Source organism: Paenibacillus sp. J22R56, assembly GCF_056269375.1.
This window is the reverse complement of sequence record NZ_JBWDNV010000005.1, coordinates 382,229-398,709: the sequence shown is the minus strand read 5'-3', so window position 1 is coordinate 398,709 and position 16,481 is coordinate 382,229. Positions and strand designations below refer to the sequence as shown.

Annotated in this window: 15 protein-coding genes and 1 pseudogene; 13 read left to right on the top strand and 3 right to left on the bottom strand. The window is 43.9% G+C overall.

What is annotated here, in order from left to right; all coding sequences use genetic code 11:
* Positions 1 to 156 precede the first annotated feature (156 nt).
* Positions 157 to 1,488 carry an LLM class flavin-dependent oxidoreductase gene (locus tag AC0YNT_RS14640; protein ID WP_475805258.1) on the bottom strand — a complete coding sequence of 444 codons (1,332 nt, stop codon included), beginning with the start codon at positions 1,486 to 1,488 and terminating at the stop codon, positions 157 to 159.
* A gap of 240 nt (positions 1,489 to 1,728) precedes the next feature.
* Here AC0YNT_RS14640 and AC0YNT_RS14635 point away from each other — a divergent pair, with 240 nt between their 5' ends.
* The 3 genes and pseudogenes from AC0YNT_RS14635 to AC0YNT_RS14625 all read left to right on the top strand — a co-directional run bounded on the left by AC0YNT_RS14635 (position 1,729) and on the right by AC0YNT_RS14625 (position 3,621).
* The gene (locus AC0YNT_RS14635; RefSeq protein WP_475805328.1) at positions 1,729 to 2,106 is read left to right on the top strand and encodes an ATP-binding cassette domain-containing protein; all 378 of its coding nucleotides are present in this window, start codon (positions 1,729 to 1,731) and stop codon (positions 2,104 to 2,106) included.
* Positions 2,073 to 2,948: pseudogene (locus AC0YNT_RS14630) on the top strand (MetQ/NlpA family ABC transporter substrate-binding protein). Before AC0YNT_RS14635 ends, AC0YNT_RS14630 begins: the two are co-directional and overlap by 34 nt.
* Positions 2,949 to 3,075: 127 nt before the next feature.
* The gene (locus AC0YNT_RS14625) at positions 3,076 to 3,621 is read left to right on the top strand and encodes an OsmC family protein (protein WP_475805257.1); all 546 of its coding nucleotides are present in this window, start codon (positions 3,076 to 3,078) and stop codon (positions 3,619 to 3,621) included.
* Between the two features lie 386 nt (positions 3,622 to 4,007).
* Here the strand turns inward: AC0YNT_RS14625 and AC0YNT_RS14620 are convergent, their stop codons facing one another.
* Positions 4,008 to 7,208 carry an S-layer homology domain-containing protein gene (locus AC0YNT_RS14620; protein ID WP_475805256.1) on the bottom strand — a complete coding sequence of 1,067 codons (3,201 nt, stop codon included), beginning with the start codon at positions 7,206 to 7,208 and terminating at the stop codon, positions 4,008 to 4,010.
* Between the two features lie 120 nt (positions 7,209 to 7,328).
* On the bottom strand, positions 7,329 to 7,943 hold the full coding sequence (locus tag AC0YNT_RS14615; protein ID WP_475805255.1) for a hypothetical protein: 615 nt from the start codon (positions 7,941 to 7,943) through the stop codon (positions 7,329 to 7,331).
* A gap of 214 nt (positions 7,944 to 8,157) precedes the next feature.
* On the opposite strand from AC0YNT_RS14615, the gene AC0YNT_RS14610 reads away from it, so the two are divergent.
* The 10 genes from AC0YNT_RS14610 to AC0YNT_RS14565 all read left to right on the top strand — a co-directional run bounded on the left by AC0YNT_RS14610 (position 8,158) and on the right by AC0YNT_RS14565 (position 16,473).
* Positions 8,158 to 9,276: a GNAT family N-acetyltransferase gene (locus tag AC0YNT_RS14610; RefSeq protein ID WP_475805254.1), complete on the top strand. Its 1,119-nt coding sequence runs from the start codon at positions 8,158 to 8,160 to the stop codon at positions 9,274 to 9,276.
* Positions 9,277 to 9,594: 318 nt separating this feature from the next.
* Positions 9,595 to 9,828: a DUF896 domain-containing protein gene (locus tag AC0YNT_RS14605; RefSeq protein ID WP_475805253.1), complete on the top strand. Its 234-nt coding sequence runs from the start codon at positions 9,595 to 9,597 to the stop codon at positions 9,826 to 9,828.
* A gap of 82 nt (positions 9,829 to 9,910) precedes the next feature.
* Positions 9,911 to 10,309, top strand: coding sequence for a DoxX family protein (locus AC0YNT_RS14600; protein ID WP_475805252.1), 399 nt, complete (start codon positions 9,911 to 9,913; stop codon positions 10,307 to 10,309).
* Between the two features lie 636 nt (positions 10,310 to 10,945).
* Entirely contained in the window at positions 10,946 to 11,536 is a 591-nt protein-coding gene (locus AC0YNT_RS14595) for a hydrolase (protein WP_475805327.1), read from the top strand.
* A gap of 73 nt (positions 11,537 to 11,609) precedes the next feature.
* The gene (locus AC0YNT_RS14590; protein WP_475805251.1) at positions 11,610 to 11,804 is read left to right on the top strand and encodes a hypothetical protein; all 195 of its coding nucleotides are present in this window, start codon (positions 11,610 to 11,612) and stop codon (positions 11,802 to 11,804) included.
* Positions 11,805 to 12,200: 396 nt separating this feature from the next.
* The gene (locus AC0YNT_RS14585) at positions 12,201 to 12,386 is read left to right on the top strand and encodes a hypothetical protein (RefSeq protein WP_475805250.1); all 186 of its coding nucleotides are present in this window, start codon (positions 12,201 to 12,203) and stop codon (positions 12,384 to 12,386) included.
* 3 nt (positions 12,387 to 12,389) lie between these two features.
* Positions 12,390 to 12,569: a hypothetical protein gene (locus AC0YNT_RS14580; RefSeq protein ID WP_475805249.1), complete on the top strand. Its 180-nt coding sequence runs from the start codon at positions 12,390 to 12,392 to the stop codon at positions 12,567 to 12,569.
* A gap of 212 nt (positions 12,570 to 12,781) precedes the next feature.
* Positions 12,782 to 13,681 carry a LysR family transcriptional regulator gene (locus AC0YNT_RS14575; RefSeq protein ID WP_475805248.1) on the top strand — a complete coding sequence of 300 codons (900 nt, stop codon included), beginning with the start codon at positions 12,782 to 12,784 and terminating at the stop codon, positions 13,679 to 13,681.
* Positions 13,666 to 14,526, top strand: a complete 861-nt coding sequence (locus tag AC0YNT_RS14570; protein WP_475805247.1) for a LysR family transcriptional regulator — start codon at positions 13,666 to 13,668, stop codon at positions 14,524 to 14,526. Before AC0YNT_RS14575 ends, AC0YNT_RS14570 begins: the two co-directional genes overlap by 16 nt.
* Positions 14,527 to 14,802: 276 nt before the next feature.
* Positions 14,803 to 16,473, top strand: a complete 1,671-nt coding sequence (locus AC0YNT_RS14565) for a type 2 periplasmic-binding domain-containing protein (protein WP_475805246.1) — start codon at positions 14,803 to 14,805, stop codon at positions 16,471 to 16,473.
* The last annotated feature ends 8 nt before the right edge of the window (positions 16,474 to 16,481 follow it).

Below are 16,481 nucleotides of genomic sequence, written 5' to 3'. Positions count from 1 at the left end.
TTACCTTTAAATGAATTGAGAAATTTCGATAACCTGGGTTCAGTCCGCGCGGATGTAATGAACTGAAAAGACTTCAAAGGTATACATCTAATCTATGGCTTTGATGTTAATTTTTCAGTCAACAGTTAACTTAATGTCTGCTCTGATAGTGCGAGTTCAAGTGTAACGGTTTGCCGGAAACGGAAGGCCAAGATGTTCCCTCAAGGTAGAGCCAGTGTACTCCAATCGGAACAAGCCTCGCTTTTGCAAAATGGGGACGACCTGCTCAACGAAATTCTCCAATCCGTCAGGTAACGAAGGCGCCATAAGCATAAAGCCGTCAGCAGCGCGGTTTCGGAACCAATACTCCAAAGTGTCGGCAATCTTCTCCGGGGTACCGACCAGATGGTCGCTGCTGAAAGATCCGGTGAGCAGGGAGTAAACCTCGCGAAGTGTTGGATTTATTCGGGAAATAATCGGCTGATGCTTCAAGTAATCGGTTTTGGTCATCGGGAGGCGATCTAGTCCGGCATCCTTGGCCCGGTCGTCTAGTGTAAAGCCGGTGAAATCGACGAAGCCTTGGAAATAATCGGATAGAAAACCGATGCCAGTCTCTTTGGGAATGAGGGACTCTAGCTGGCTTCTCTTCTCTCTCGCTTCTTCTTCTGTAGACCCTATAATAGGAGAGATGCCTTGTAGAATATAAACATGATCTGGATTCCGTCCGGCCGAGGCCACTTTGTTCTTGAAGGTATCATAGTAAGCCTTTGCATCATCAAAATCGTACTTGATCGAGAAGATGACTTCTCCTATCCGGGAAGAGAGTTCTTGACCGGAATCAGAGACACCGGCTTGAACGAGCACGGGGCGTCCTTGGGGGGAACGGCCGATATTCAGAGGACCTTCTACCGAGAAGAACTCTCCCTTGTGCTGGAGCCGATGAAGCTTGTTGCGATCAAAGAACACTCCGCTCTCTTTGTCGTGAATAAAAGCGTTGTCCTCCCAGCTATCCCACAGTCCCAGCACCACTTCCAAGAACTCATTTGCCCTTCGATAGCGGAATCCATGCTCAAGATGATCTTCGGCACCGAAATTTCTCGCAGTGTTGCCTGATAAATCTCGTGTCGTGACGATGTTCCAGCCAGCCCGACCCTTGCTAATATGATCGACGGACATCAACAGACGAGCGAGGTTGAAAGGCTCAATGTAGGAGGTAGATGCTGTGGCGACAATGCCGATTTGCTCCGTGTGGCCTGCCAACGCGGCGATCAGTGTGATCGGCTCGTAACGGTTTAGAATGTTGGGATGAGAGACTTCATTGATCGCTAGACTATCTGCAAGAAATGCGAAATCGAATTTTCCTTTTTCGGCTGTTCTTACAAGCTTCTTGTAGTAGTCGATGTCAATGCTGGCACCGGCGAGGGCCTGCGGTAGTCTCCATGAGGCGACATGCATTCCTGTACCGACCAGATAAGCCGATAATTTTATTTGGCGTGTTGCAGTACTCATGATAAGCCTCCCAAATATAAGTATTTTTATGTGAATAGTATAATTAAAATCTTCCTTTTTGGGAAGATATTGACACCTTATTAAAAATGGATTAAATTAATAAAAGAATATCGGAATAATGTGAATTTAATACGGAATCATTAAGTTGACCAGATGTCTGGAAACTAAGTACTCGTCCTTCGATGAAGGGGGAAGGACTTAGTTTTTTTATTTGTATGAGGAGGTGACGATTTGATTCTCGTGGAGCAACTGAGCAAAACCTATCTGACGACAAAAGGAAGTGTCTCAGCGCTGGACCGCATCGATTTACAGATAGCCAAAGGGGAAATCTTCGGCGTTATCGGAGTTAGCGGAGCTGGTAAATCCACGCTGATCCGATGTATGAACCGACTAGAAGAACCGGATTCGGGGCGTATTTGGATCGGAGGCGATGATATCACGCAATTGAGAGGTCGTAGACTTCGCAAGGCTCGGCAGAAGATTGGTATGATCTTTCAACATTTTAATCTGCTAGATGGTAAAACCGTGTATCAGAATGTTGCGTTTCCGCTCGTGGTCGCAGGTCATCCCAGGGAGCGAAAAGAATGGTCGTCCTTGTTGCCTTATTGTTTGTTGTGAGCTTGATTGCCGCTGCTTGCGGTTCGAATAACAACGGGTACTCCGGCAATAGTTCTCCGCAAGCCTCGGCTACTCAAAGTCCAAGCGACAGCCCGTCTCCGTCCGCCTCCGAGCCGGTTAAAGAAGTCACGTTAAAAGTCGGAGCGGCAGCCGTGCCTCATGCCGAAATTTTGGAGTTCATCAAGCCAAAGCTTAAAGAGGAAGGCATTAATCTGGAGATCGAAGTACTCGACGATGAAGGGCAATTGAATCCGGCTTTGCAGGAAAAGCAGATCGATGCCAAATACTTCCAACACGTTCCTTATCTGGATTCTGTCAAAGACGAGAAGGGCTACGACTTTGTCGTAACGACGAAAGTGCATGTGGAGCCGATCGGCTTCTACTCGAGCAAGCTCAAATCCAAGGACGAAATCAAATAAGGAGCCAAAATCGGCATTCCGAACAATCCATCCAATGAATATCGTGCTCTAGTTCTCCTGCAGCAGCAGGGTCTGATCAAGCTCAAAGACGGGCTGACGACTTACGAAGCAACTCCAAAGGATATCATTGACAATCCGAAAAAACTCAAATTCATAGAAGCTGATTCCGCTACATTGCCAAGATCTCTGCCGGATCTGGACGGAGCGATCATTAATACAAACTTAGTTCTGGAGGCCAAGATCGATCCGCAGAGCGCACTGTTCAGGGAAGACTCAAATTCGCCCTACGCGAATGTCATCGTCGTAAGAAGTGGGGACGAGAACCGCGATGAGATTAAGGAGTTGAACGACGTGTTAACAGCACCGGAAGTGAAGAAATTTATTGAAGAGAAATACGGAGTAGCGGTTGTTCCTGCGTTCTAAGCTCCTATGATTTTTTAGGTGAATTATCTGTTTTGGTTTGCTTTTAGTACATGGCCGGACTGAAACTTCATAAGGCTAAGCTTCTATTCAAAGTGGTTCGTTATATAGGAAAGGGGATAGTAGAAGCATGGGAACCTTAAATGAATACTTGAAACAGAAAAGGGAAGCACTTCTAGCTCGTAGAGTTCAAGCCGAAAAACATCCGGATCAAGTTAACTCTATCAGTGCTAAGGTTAGAGCGTCAGGAAGAAGCGGTGTTCGGGAAATTCGTATTCGTGATTTCCAACTCATAAGCGATAGTCCACCTGATTTCGCGGGCTATAATCTTGGCCCCTCTTCGCCTGAGCTTCAGCTTGGGGTGCTGGGAAGTTGCTTGACGCACATCGCATTAATCCAAGCTGCTGAAAGACAAGTCTCCCTTCACTCGCTTGAAGTTGAAGTAACAGGGGAGATGCACCCGCTAGCCGGTCGTCCGGGCTATGAGCATATCCCGATTTACCCTCATAACATTCACTACAAATTGATCATAGAATCCGAAGAATCAGAGGAAACATTGCAGGCGCTCCATCAAGCGATCGAACAGGTTTGCCCGATCTTCAACCTGCTTCGCAACCCCCAGCAAATTGAAGGACAATTGGTTGTCAGTCGTCTAAGCTCAGAAACAGTGTTGTAGAGCCATTTTGCAGGGAAATATGAAGTGGCGCTTCGGCTTTCTACGCCTCTTACGGCGTTTTACAGCACGCCTTATTTGGTGGCCGATCGGCAGACCGCGCACACGGAGCGAAGTGGAGGAGCACGGCATTTAAATTTACCGCTAATGTTTTAGAGACAAGAATTTCAATTACCCGGGTTCAGTCCACGCAGACGGAGCGAATGGATTTATATGCCTATACATCATCAAGACTAGTACCGATATATAACAAATCACGGACATTATTCAAATCGGTATGACATGTGAGACGATTCCAAAAGGTAGCTATCAGTTAAGAAGAATGTAGTGTGACAGAAAAAAACACGCCAAAATTGGCGTGTTTTTTCGCTATTACATCTAAACCCCGATTAATCAGCTGCAACCCATTCCAATGAAGTCTTGTCTGCGCTTGCCGGGTTCGATCCTGTACCAATGTCATTTACAGCTTTTACAGTGAAATGAACCATGTCTCCAGGATGTAGAATATCATTCTCGATCAATTCACTTAAATCAATCTCAAATGTATTCTCTGTATTCATTCCACGCTCCCTATTCACCATAAACGAATCTTCCGTTGCCTCTTCGTTAACGGCTATAAACACTCTATAGTAGGAGACACCTTGCTCTTCTGCATCCGTATCCGTAATCGTCAGATTCACGGTGGCTAAGTTGTTTTGTATAACATTTAATGAGGTTACCCCGTTTGGAATCACGATCACATCATTTACAATCTCAACTGTCGCTGCTAATTCACTCTCTCCTCCGGCGTTTTTGGAGTACACACCGAATTTTACTGCATTACTAGGAATAACGGTAGAGTCTGGAATAAACACTGCGTATTCTGAGCCTTTATTGATGCTTTCAAGGCGATTGCCAATTTTGGCGTTGGAACTATCCAATAGGTACACTTCGTAACTTTCAATAGCCGTCTCGTCTTGCGCAGCTGCCCATGAGAGTGTTCCGGAAATGTTGGAAGATTGGTCCGTATCCGTGAAAGTTACGTCTTGAGCGAGTTCCGTTGGTACCGGCACTGACCAGTCCGTAACCTCATAAATGACCGTAGTTCCTACGTTGCCATATAGATCTACGGGAGCTGCAGCAATTTGAATATTGGACATATCGGATACATACGTGCTATCGAGCAGGGTTGTGTCTTCAAGACCTTGTGTAAAGCTATCCAATTCGGAACTTACATCGTTCGTAAGCTCAACAATTTTAACAAGGAAGCTCGCAACATCGGACTGACTGCTGGCTATTTGAATCGTCCCGCCGATATAATTGGCTCTGATATCCGTATCGTTGAAGGATACGGACAACCCTTCGCTCGATGGTCCGGATTTGTCCCACTTTACAGATGTCTTGTCATTATTCGTTGGTACCGAAGGATTACCCGAACTATCGTAAGCGACGACCGTGAATTGAACGGTTTGACTATCGCTTGGTGTGATAACGTCGCCTTCTAAAGCGGTCAGGTCGATATCCGTATCGCCTGCAGCATGGACTTGCCAATATGGATCAGAAGTTGTTGCCTCCGCACCCGCTGCTACGAACACCCGGTAGTGATCTACGCCTTGCTCAGTCGCATCTGTATCCGTAATCGACAGAGTCGCTTGAGTCGTGCTGCCAATCTTTTGGATTGCCGTCGGCGGCATGCTCAAACCGTTAGGCGGCGTGTTATCTGATGGCGTAGATGGGGAGGTCGTATTGGTCGGTACCGTCGGTTGTCCATTAATCGCCGACACTTTGGATAAGTCGTCCGGATTTGCGAATAGTGATTTCGGTTCAACCCCAATTGGGACAATGAGATTATCTATTCTTGTATTCCCCGGCAAAGACAATCGGGATGAAGTATCCGATATTTCAAGCGTTCCAATCTTTCCTTGCAGAGTTAAGGTGTTCTTGCCGTTGTTGCCGTTTACGATAACATGATTGATGTTCGCCGTTCCGGTGAAAGACGTGCGAATATCACTTGCTGCGTTCGAATCGCCAATAATAAGCGTATCGATCTGCGTGCTGCCTGTATAGTTCAAGCTAGTACCGGAGTGAACGGTAATTGTCCCAATTGAGCCGGTACTTCCGGTGCCCACTTGCGAAGGTACAAACGCATCCACGTCGCATCTCGCGTTTTCGCATATGATCGTTTTAGGACCACTGCTTGGCGGTGTCGGGTTTGGCGGGCTTGGGGAAATAGGCGGAGGCAGGAATTGCACTCCAGGATTTTGAGGCAGAATGATTGGCGGTGTTTGAAAGTTTGGTACAAAGCCAAACTGACCTGCCGAGAAATTCGTTGAGCCTCCAGAATTCTGTAGATTAATTGCACCATCAATCACTTGAACATAAAGACCTGGCGCTAAGCCTGATGGTGTAGGAGGGGATGACACCGCTAGACTATGCACTTCGTTTTTGGCATACAGGTACGATTTGGACAGTTGATTCGGAGCGAGATTGATCTGCTTCACATTGGCGCTGTTCTCGAGAATTAGTTTGCCCAGGTCGCTCGTCTGAAAGGAAATATTCGCTAACTGCGAATTAGGACGGCCGACATCTTCGAGATAAACTGTCTCGCCCTTCACAAACAAGTTTTGCGCAGTAAAATTCGTTTGGAAAGAGGGGGCAAGATACAAATCGCCCTTCACGACCAAGTTGGAAAGCGTGACCTTATCTGCGTCCACGATAACCGTACCGTTAATTGCATTACCTTGCGCATTTAATATGAAATTTGTATCCTGACCGGCTAATGCACCTTTATAGCCAATAATCAGCGTTTCCACAGAAACAATCGTATTACCCTGATGGGTAAACTGAATCGCTGCGTGATGTAAAATCGTTTTATTCGACGGTTGAAATAGGCCTTTTACTGATTCATCCGCATGATAGGAATGACCATCAATTTTGATTGTACCGTCGCTTCCAATGTCCTCTATGAGATAGGACTTATAGAAGGAGCGGTATAAGAAGGTAATTGTTTCTGCCCGTGTAATGGTTTCATTCGGGGCAAATCTGTCTTTGGCTTTACCGGAAATGATACTCGTGCCTGCTAATGCGTTGACTGCGCCGGCATACCAGCTCTTCGGCGTTACATCGCGAAATGGGCTGCTGCTTTGAGGTTTAATCGTCAGTTTTTTGGCTGCGGCGATCCAGCTTGCCGCCTCGGCCCTTGTAACCGGCAAATTCGAACGGAACGTTCCGTCGGGGAAACCATGCGCCAGACCTGCTTCTTGGAGAGCCGTTATGTATCCGGCCAGTCCGTCATTCTTGACATCCTTAAACGTCGAAGGCTCCTCTGATGGGGATAGACCTAGCGAGTATGCGAACAAGAAAGCAAAATCGCCGCGTGTCATAACAAACCCAGGCTCGAATTTATCCCCTTGTTTCGGGTTCAATATGCCCCGCGTAATCCAATCGTTTATCGCCTCTGCGTACCAAGCCTTATCCGGCACATCCGAATAATGCGGTGCGTCAGCTTTATTAACCGCTCCTGCTGCCTGGCTTACCGGAATGCTGATCGCAAGCATCAGAACAGCTGCCAGCATACCTAAAAGCCATTTCGTGTGAATCTTCGATTGCAACTTTAATAGCCTCCTTATGGATAAAAATAGAAAATTACGAAAAAGATTATAGCATATAAAAACATGAATATAGTAGTAGTTTTATACTTACGGCTACGCAGTGGTTGGAGTAAGGGCAAATCACTGCCGTTGTTCGACATAACTAACAGCATCATCAGCCATGCTTCCATCACCGGCGCCAGCTAAGGAGTAATTAAATACCTCGTCCGTAGGATAGCCATTGATCCCGTGATCTAGATCGTGAAGGATTCGATGACTGTACATTAACGCCGCAATATCACTATCTCTATCAGCGATATAAAGAAGGTTGCTTACAGTAATTAAATCATTACGAAGATCATTATTGCCTATCCGATCTAAGTCCCCCAACTTTTCCGCCAATCCAATCAGATCTTCATCGATATTGGCAAAGTTTAAATCTTCATATCCATCCCAACCTACCATCCCGTTTAATGCGACATGTAGTTCGTTTATGACGGTGTATAGTTCGCTAATATCAAAGATAGACTGGTTATTCTCAGAATTTTCCACACTTAGGTCCTCTATTGCTTCTTCGCTAGCTTCCATAATAGGTTCTGAAGATTCATAGCTAATGTCCGCTTGGTTCGTATTTGCAACTGCCTCAGTTACTGTACCGCTATTAGAAGGGAGGCCGGCCATATATCTGACGCAAAGGGTAATGGCAACGATTACCCCAACCACCACCAGAAATTCAATTAATTTGCTAGCCTTCACCGTTATAACCTACTTTCTACATTGAAATAAGAGGAATCATTTAGATTCATTATGTATTTACCATATTTTATATGATAAAAAGACTTTGTGTATATGATTTCCCGAGATTATTCATATCCGAATTATACTCTTGTCTGAGAACGCTTAAGATTCTAGAATAATGAAAGAAGTAACCATTTACCGCCTTGAGCGCAGCGAAAGGAATGGATAGGAAATGACTCAATATAGAATGGCCAAACCAGAAGAACGAGATTTGATTGTTGATTTAGCAAACTATGCATTTGGTATCGATTTTGAAAAAATACTCCCTAAGGTATACCATGAGAATGATCAATCTTATGAGATAACTATGGTTGCCGAAAATAAGGAAGGCAAGCTGGTATCGCAAATAGCGTTGTTGCCGCAAACTTTGTATGTGGGCACTCTTGAGCTCCGCGCAAAATTCCTAGGAGGAGTTGCTGTTCATCCACGGGCTCGGGGAGAAGGACATATGAAGGTTTTGATGACGAGCTGGCTGGATGAAATGAGAGGGTCTTCTGATCTCAGTATATTGAGTGGTCAGCGGCAGAGATATGAGTATTTCGGGTATACGGCTGGCGGAATTAAGTGTGAGTATACGATTACCAGAGCAAATGTCAGGCACGTAATGGAGAATATAGACAGCAAAGGGATCTCATTCTTGCCACTATTTGAATTTGAGAATGCTGAAGCATTTGCCAGCACAATAAACACGTCGCGTCTTGCTTACGTTTCGCGGGAACCACGTCTTATTCAGAAGATTTTCGCCTCCTTTGGACAAGCTCCTATTGGCATTGTATGCGAGGATACCCTTATCGGGTATTTGGTCAGGGATCATAGCGGTACCGTAATAAGTGAACTGTCGGTAACAAGCGCGAAAGATATTCGAAAAATAATGAAAGCTTATTTTGATAAATATGCTATAGATCAAGTGAGAATTTCAATACCGGAATATGAGACGGAGAATAATGCGGAGCTTAGTGCTTTCGCGGAAAATTATAAAATAGAAGCATCCAATATGTATAATATATTTGATTTTGCGAATGTACTAGAAGCTTTTTTAACACTGAAATTCCATACAATTGGACTTTCTCCAGGCGTTTTTTCAGCTATAATGGATGATCAGCCGGTTACCATTCGAGTGGATCAATCAGGTGTACATGTCGAGCGGGAGGCTTGGTCAGAGGCTGTTGTTCTTGATAAAATGGAAGCACAAAAGCTGATTCTTACGCCTTTTGGCCGATATATGGACGTAGCTGCTCCAAAAGACTGGTTTCCACTCCCGATCTTCTGGTATTTAGTCGATTGCTTTTAATACTTGGAATCGTTAAGGATTCGTATCTCGTTAAAAATGTTCAAAACAAGGGATAGCTATCATTATATAGCTGCCCCTTCTTTTATTTTACCTGTTGACAACATTATGAATATGGGTTATCTTTAATTCAAGATATTTAAATTAAAGATAAACGAACCCACAAAGTAATACGATGGATCACAAACCGAATCGATTGTGACATGCGAAATACAATGGGAATTGAGCATCGTGTTGTAGAGGAGAAATTTTTTTATCTCATATATCTTAATTTAAAGATTATTAAATTAAAGACAAAAACTTTGGAATGAGGTGCAGATTATGATTGCTATTCTCGGACGTATTAACGAATTGAGCAGAAAACAGCATGCTGAAGGACTAAACGAGAAGGAGAAAAAAGAACAGACAGAGCTTCGTACTGAGTATTTGCAGCAGATTCGCGGTCAAGTTCACGACATGCTGCTGGGTGTCTCGGTAATCGATGACAATGGGGAGGACGTAACTCCGGCGAAGCTGGCAGCCGATAAAATGATTTTGCTAAGGGATGACCGCTAGAGGGATTATCTCAATAGTATGACAGGGCAGATTCGCTAGGTAAATTTAGATTAACACTATAAAAATTTGGGAGATGAATGAAATGATGGATTTGGGACTTCTTATTATTCGGGTAGTGGTAGGATTGTTGTTTGTTGGTCATGGAGCACAGAAACTGTTCGGCTTGTTCGGGGGATATGGCCCAAAAGGGACAGGAGGCTGGATGGAATCGGTTGGCATTCGTCCTGGTGTTGTTATGGCTGTATTTGCTGGAGTATTGGAACTGCTGGGTGGGGCATTGTTCACCACGGGACTGTTCACAGTAGCAGCAGGAGTGATGATTGTAATCACCATGGCAGGCGCTATAGTTAAAGTACATCGGCCTAATGGCCTGTGGGCAACGGCAAATGGGTATGAATATCCGCTGGTCCTCGTGGCTGTAGCCATCGGCGTTGCACTGACAGGAGCAGGAACTTACTCACTGGATGCGCTGTTGTTCTAATCGTTGATGACTTGAATTAACAAGGGGTAGATTGCTACGGCAGCTGCTCCTTTTTTATTAAAGCCTTTTGTTTGCCACAGTTTGCCCCGATTATTGATAATAGCTCATCACCTATTATTTAGTGGAATGATCTTATAGTTTCAAACTATAGAAAGTATAGAAAATATAGAATTGTTGATATACTTCGGTTTCAATATTATAAAGGCATGCGATGAACTTCGACATACGGCGAAATTATTAACTAGTTAGTTCGATTACTTCGTAAAACTTATAAAAGAAAGTAGGGATTTTAAAGAAGTTCTTCCTTATCCATTATTGGAAGACAAAAAATTTTAGGCAGCAGTCACGCAATAAGTTTTGATGTCAGGAACGGTTACGAAGTTTACATGGTGATAGACGCTTCGGCCGAGACACACTGTTCTACAATTATAAATATAAAGGGAGCTAATAATCATGAAAAAATTACTAACAAGCCGCGTAACAACTCTTGCACTTTTAACTGCTATCGTATCGGCTAGCGCATTCGGATCAATTCTTGTTGCCAAAACAGAGAGAGTTGACGCTAGTTCAACTGCCATTCAAGCCAAGGCGGTTCCGTCTCCCAGATTGTTGACGCCAACGAATCATACCTTGCTCATGATCGACCACCAACCGCAAATGGCATTTGCTACATCATCTATTGATATTCAGGAATTGCGCAATAACGTGACCGGCCTTGCCAAAGCAGCTAAATCTTTCAAGGTGCCTACCGTTCTGACTACTGTTGCTTCAGAGTCGTTCAGCGGACCGATTTTCCCGGAAATTCAAGCAGTATTCCCTGAGCAGAAGCCAATTGACCGCACAACGATGAATGCTTGGGAAGATAAACGAGTTGTTGATAAAGTAAACAGCTATGGTAAGAAAAAGCTTGTCGTTTCTGGTCTGTGGACAGAGGTTTGCGACTTATCTGCTGTGCTTTCCGCGATCGATCAAGGATATGAAGTATACATTGTAACCGATACATCGGGAGGTGTCTCAAAAGAAGCGCACGATATGGCCATTGAGCGAATGATTCAAGCAGGTGCGGCACCAATCACTTGGGAACAGTACCTACTGGAACTGCAACGCGACTGGGCACGTTCTGAAACGTACAAATCGACAACTGATATTGCTAAAGAACACGGCGGCGCATACGGTCTAGGTGTTATTTACTCGCAAGAAATGTTCGGCGGCAGTGAGGGACACTAATCCATTAGCAGAAAAAATTCACGAAGTAGCAATACTTCGTGAATTTTTTTATAACTAGAAAGGAAGTAGGATAGTGACACTATTCCAAGTAAACGAATGGCTGGACGAATACAATGACTATATGCTGCTTTATAAAATGTTCGGTGATCAAAACTATTTAAATGAAGGAGAAGAAATAATGAAGAGTCTGGAAAGATATGTTGATAGAATGCTAATTCTTAAAAAATTCAAACATGCGCTAGGAGGCAAGGTTCAATTAGAACGATAGTTGAGTTAACCGCCAATGCGATTTTGTCTTCCCCCATTTTGCCATTGCCACTACTATATTCACTATTGCCGAATTAGCGGATGAAATAGGCCTCGTATTGCAGTCGACCAGTTTCCGCGATAGAGAAGCGGCTCCTTCATAGTTTCAAACCACAAATAGAGCTCCCAACACACCAACCCTAAAATCTAGAAACCCTCACCTGAAATCTAGCGGATATATTAGATGAAGGGTTCTTTTATATAATATTTACAAAGCCCTGCAATTAAAACAATACGTTCATCACTATCACGGGAAGCACCAAGACAAGAAAAGTAACAGCTTACTAGGCGTTTACTGGATAGTGCATCGGTGCTTCCTGTCTATATTTTTTGCTGATTTGAGAAACGGGGGATCTCTATGCCAAGACCGAGAATCAAGAGCCACAACGAGAAGGATATGCCGGCGATTAATAAGCTTATTCATGACTACGATAACCTCATGGCGGCGTATCGTCTACAGGATCAAGAGGTACAGCGGCTGTACGCCGAATTTCGCAGGTTGAATAAGCAGCTGGAAGCAAAAGAAACTTCAAAGGATGATTAATCAGTGAAAGCGACGATGTACGGCATCGAGATTGAAGGCACGCCAATGGAAATCGCGGAATTGAAAATGCGAATTGAAACTTGTCTCAAAATGCAAACACGCGTGATGAATCCGAGTCCATTCAAGGCACCTCCTTGGTGGGGAATATCCGAAACGACTACGAAGAGGGATTCGACGGTATAGCTCTGATAGCAGGCGGAATTGATTAAAGGAAATAGCCGCGCTTCGCAAACAACTGCTCTCTCGGAAGATTGGGAAAGTAAGCAGGGTATAGGGAAAGAGGGACGGGGGTGGCGCAGCTCACCGCAGCCGTCCTTCCACTTCTCTCGCTCGCTGCGGTTCAGAAAGATGAACGAACTGAGCTTCTAATCTGGATTAACTAAGGGGGATACACTGTGGAATTGCGCCAGCTTGAATATTTTATTCATGTTTGCAAATCAGGAAGTTTGACCAAAGCCAAAGAAGAATTAGGTGTGACTCAGCCTACACTAAGTCAGCAAATTCGGGTTTTGGAAGATGAATATAATATTCAATTGTTCGATCGAGTAAGCAGGGGGGTTGAAGTAACGGAAGCAGGAAAAATTCTCTTAAATAAGGGCAACGCTATTATGAATCTTCTTGAAGAGGCGAGAAATGAAATAAATGGCCGAAACAATAAATCTAGAGAAACCATTTCTATTGGATGTTGTCCTGCCGAGCTTGAATATCTTGCTCCTTATTTCATGAGATTTCATCAAAAATACCCGAATATATTATTGAAAATTATCGATGCAGAGGATGCTGAGAATAAAGTTTTGAAACATAAGATAGACATTGGAATTACTGCATATCCAGTTTCTGATCCGTCGGTCATTTCGACTCATTTGTATAGACAAGAAATGGTGCTATTGGTTCACCCAGAACATCCTTTGGTCGATAAATCTTCGATTCCTTTTCGATCTTTAAAGCAAATGAAATCGATCATGTTCCGAGAACAAAATAAATCATTAGTTGATATGTATTGTTTCTCTTGTGGATTTAATTTGAAGTCGATAATAGAAACGTCCTCCACATCAGTATTGATTCATTGGGTTCGTCAAGGACTTGGAGCAGCTCTTATACCAACATCTTTGCTGGAAGGTCTAAGGGACGATTCCTTGCGTATTGTCAAAATAGAAGGCCATACTCCTTGTTGGGATATATCTCTTTTATATCTTAATTCCGTTACAACGAGTTTAACGTCACGAATATTCATTCAAGAGATGGAATCATATGTAAGAGAGGTTGAGGTGAATCTTTCATGTTCAGGCAATTAGAATGTTTCATTCAAATTTGCAAAGAAGGAAGTTTTACTAAAGCTGCAGAAGTTTTATTGATGTCTCAACCTTCTTTAAGTCAACAGATCCGCTTTCTAGAGGTAGAAGTGGGAAGCCCTTTGTTCGAGAGAGTTGGTAGAGGGGTAAAGATTACAGCTGATGGGGAAATACTTTACGAAAAGGCCCTTTCAGTGATGAGGCTCATTGAAGAATCTAAAAAAGAAACTTACGAGTTACGTCATTCTCGAGCAAATAGGCTTTCGATAGGCATTTCGCCCATGGATTTTTTTTCTTTCATACCCCGCTTTTTGAAGTTCCATGAACAGTATCCTGACATTACATTAAAATTCTCCAGTGTAGAAAATACATCACAGCAATTATTGAATAGTAGTATCGATATTGGCATTACTGACAAATATACTCCAAACAAAGAAATTCATTCGATGCACCTGTATAAAGAAGAACAAGCATTGGTCGTTTATGCGGATCATCCATGGGCAGATCGAACCGTTGTTTCTTTTCAAGAGCTGGAAGATTTAGAAACTTCCTTATTTGTTGGGGATATCAGTTTAATCGAGCATCTTCCTGCATTCAGCAATAAAATCGCTAAATCCTTACAATCAAAGTTTGAGTCAACTTCCACGGCTATTCTTCTATCTATGGTACTGCAAAAGATGGGGGTAGCTATTTTATCTGCTTCTTTAATTGAAAACTTTTCTGGTCAGCAATTGAAAATGATTCGTCTCGTAGATCCAACGCCTGTTCGTGAAATCAAGCTTATTTTTAAAAAGCATCATGACAATAATCCTTCTGTTCAGAAATGTATCCATTTTTTTCTGGAATAATAAAAAGGAACATCACACCTAATGAAAGCGAGCCAAGACGAAGGGATATTTCCTTGTCGTGCTCGCCTATTTGAGTTCGCAGCGTAGGGAAACTGTAAATCTAGTTGTCATACCTAAAATGTAAGCTGTTGTCTTCCCTTTACTTGCCAGAAGCTTTATATTTATACTAGCAAAAAGTATATTGAGGCTTCTGAACAGTGTAATCCTTTTTTTGTACAAATATATTACATTAATAGGATTTTAAGTTCGACGATCGCAATCGAAGGGGAATTATGAATGTATAAAATGCGTAAATCAGCAATGCTGTTACTAGCACTGATGATGTGTTGGACATTATCGGCTTGTTCTGGGAACACGGGTACATCAAGCAATGGCAAGCCTAAGGAGGCAGATGCTTCTCAAACGAAGACTTCTCCGGATGAGCCTGCCTGGAAGCTGGACACGACACCAATTACGTTTGACTGGTATATCAATTTCGATTGGTTCACAAGCAAGTGGGGAGGAAACATCGTTTCCGATTATATAACAAAGAAGACGGGCGTCAGCTTGAACTTTATCGTGCCTGCTGGTGACGCTGGCGAGAAGCTCAACACGATGATGGCCGCAAAGTCGCTCCCTGATTTCATTACGCTAGGCTGGTACGAGGATTCCGTGCAGAAGATGATCAATGGAGATATGGTGCTTCCATTGAATGAGCTGGCGGATCAGTATGATCCTTATTTTTTTAAAGTCGCTGACCCCGCGAAGCTTAGCTGGTATACACAGGCTGACGGCAATGTGTATAGCTATCCGAACGCCTCTTCTTCTCCTGCGGATTATCAAAAATATGGTGAGCTTTTTACATCTAATCAAACCTTTCTTGTTCGGAAAGACATGTATGAAGCACTCGGAAAGCCGGATATGAGCACGCCCGAAGGGTTTCTCGGCGCGCTGAAGGCTGCGAAAGAGAAGTTTCCGGAAGTGGACGGCCAGCCACTCATTCCGATCGGCCTGCATGAATTTACGGAAACAGGCAACTATTCACTGGAGGAGTATCTTCAGAACTTCCTAGCTATTCCACAGCAGAAAAACGGCAAACTATACGATCGTCGAAGTGATCCAACCTATCTAAAATGGCTAAAGGTATTCCGCCAAGCGAATGAGGACGGGCTGATACCGACGGATGTCTATATTGATGAAAAACGACTGGAAAAGGATGAAAAAATATCGCAAGGGCGCTATTTTGCCATGCTGTATCAGTGGTCTGATTTTACAGAAATTAACCAAGCTTTATATCAGAAGGATCCGAATAAGGTGTATATCGCGATTGATGGCCCTGCAAATGATGCGCATGATGCGCCAACACTTGCAGGAAATGGCGTCTCCGGTTGGACGGTGACGCTCATCTCGAAGAACGTCAAGGATAAGAAGAGGGCAATTGCCTTCCTCAGTTATTTGCTCAGTGAAGAGGGAAATAAGGATCTGTTCTTAGGAGAGAAGGGTGTTACCTACGATACGATAGACGGCAAAGATCAGCTCCTGCCGGAGGTCATGCATCTGCTCAACACCGACCGCCAAGCATTCGATAGCAAATATGGAGGTTCTTATAGGTACTGGATGCTCATGGATACGAACATGAATCTAGCATGGATGACGGGGATGGATGCTATGCCTGCCAAACAAATTGCCGATTGGACGAGGGGCAAGACGATCAGCATGACCGAGTTCGAAAATCTGGACCCGGACCCGACGACTAAGGAAGGTATTGCGGAAGTCAAAAACACGCGGCTCTGGGCAGAGACGCTGCCTAAGCTGCTGATGTCGGGGTCGGATTCCGAATTCGATAAGCTGTTCGCTGAATTTATGAACACCATGACCGAGGAGCCTGAGTATGAAGCTATTGCAGCTAGCCGCCAAGCAGCCTATGAAAGAAATGTTCAGAAGCTGAAGTTGTCGGTTAATCAATAGTTCTATAG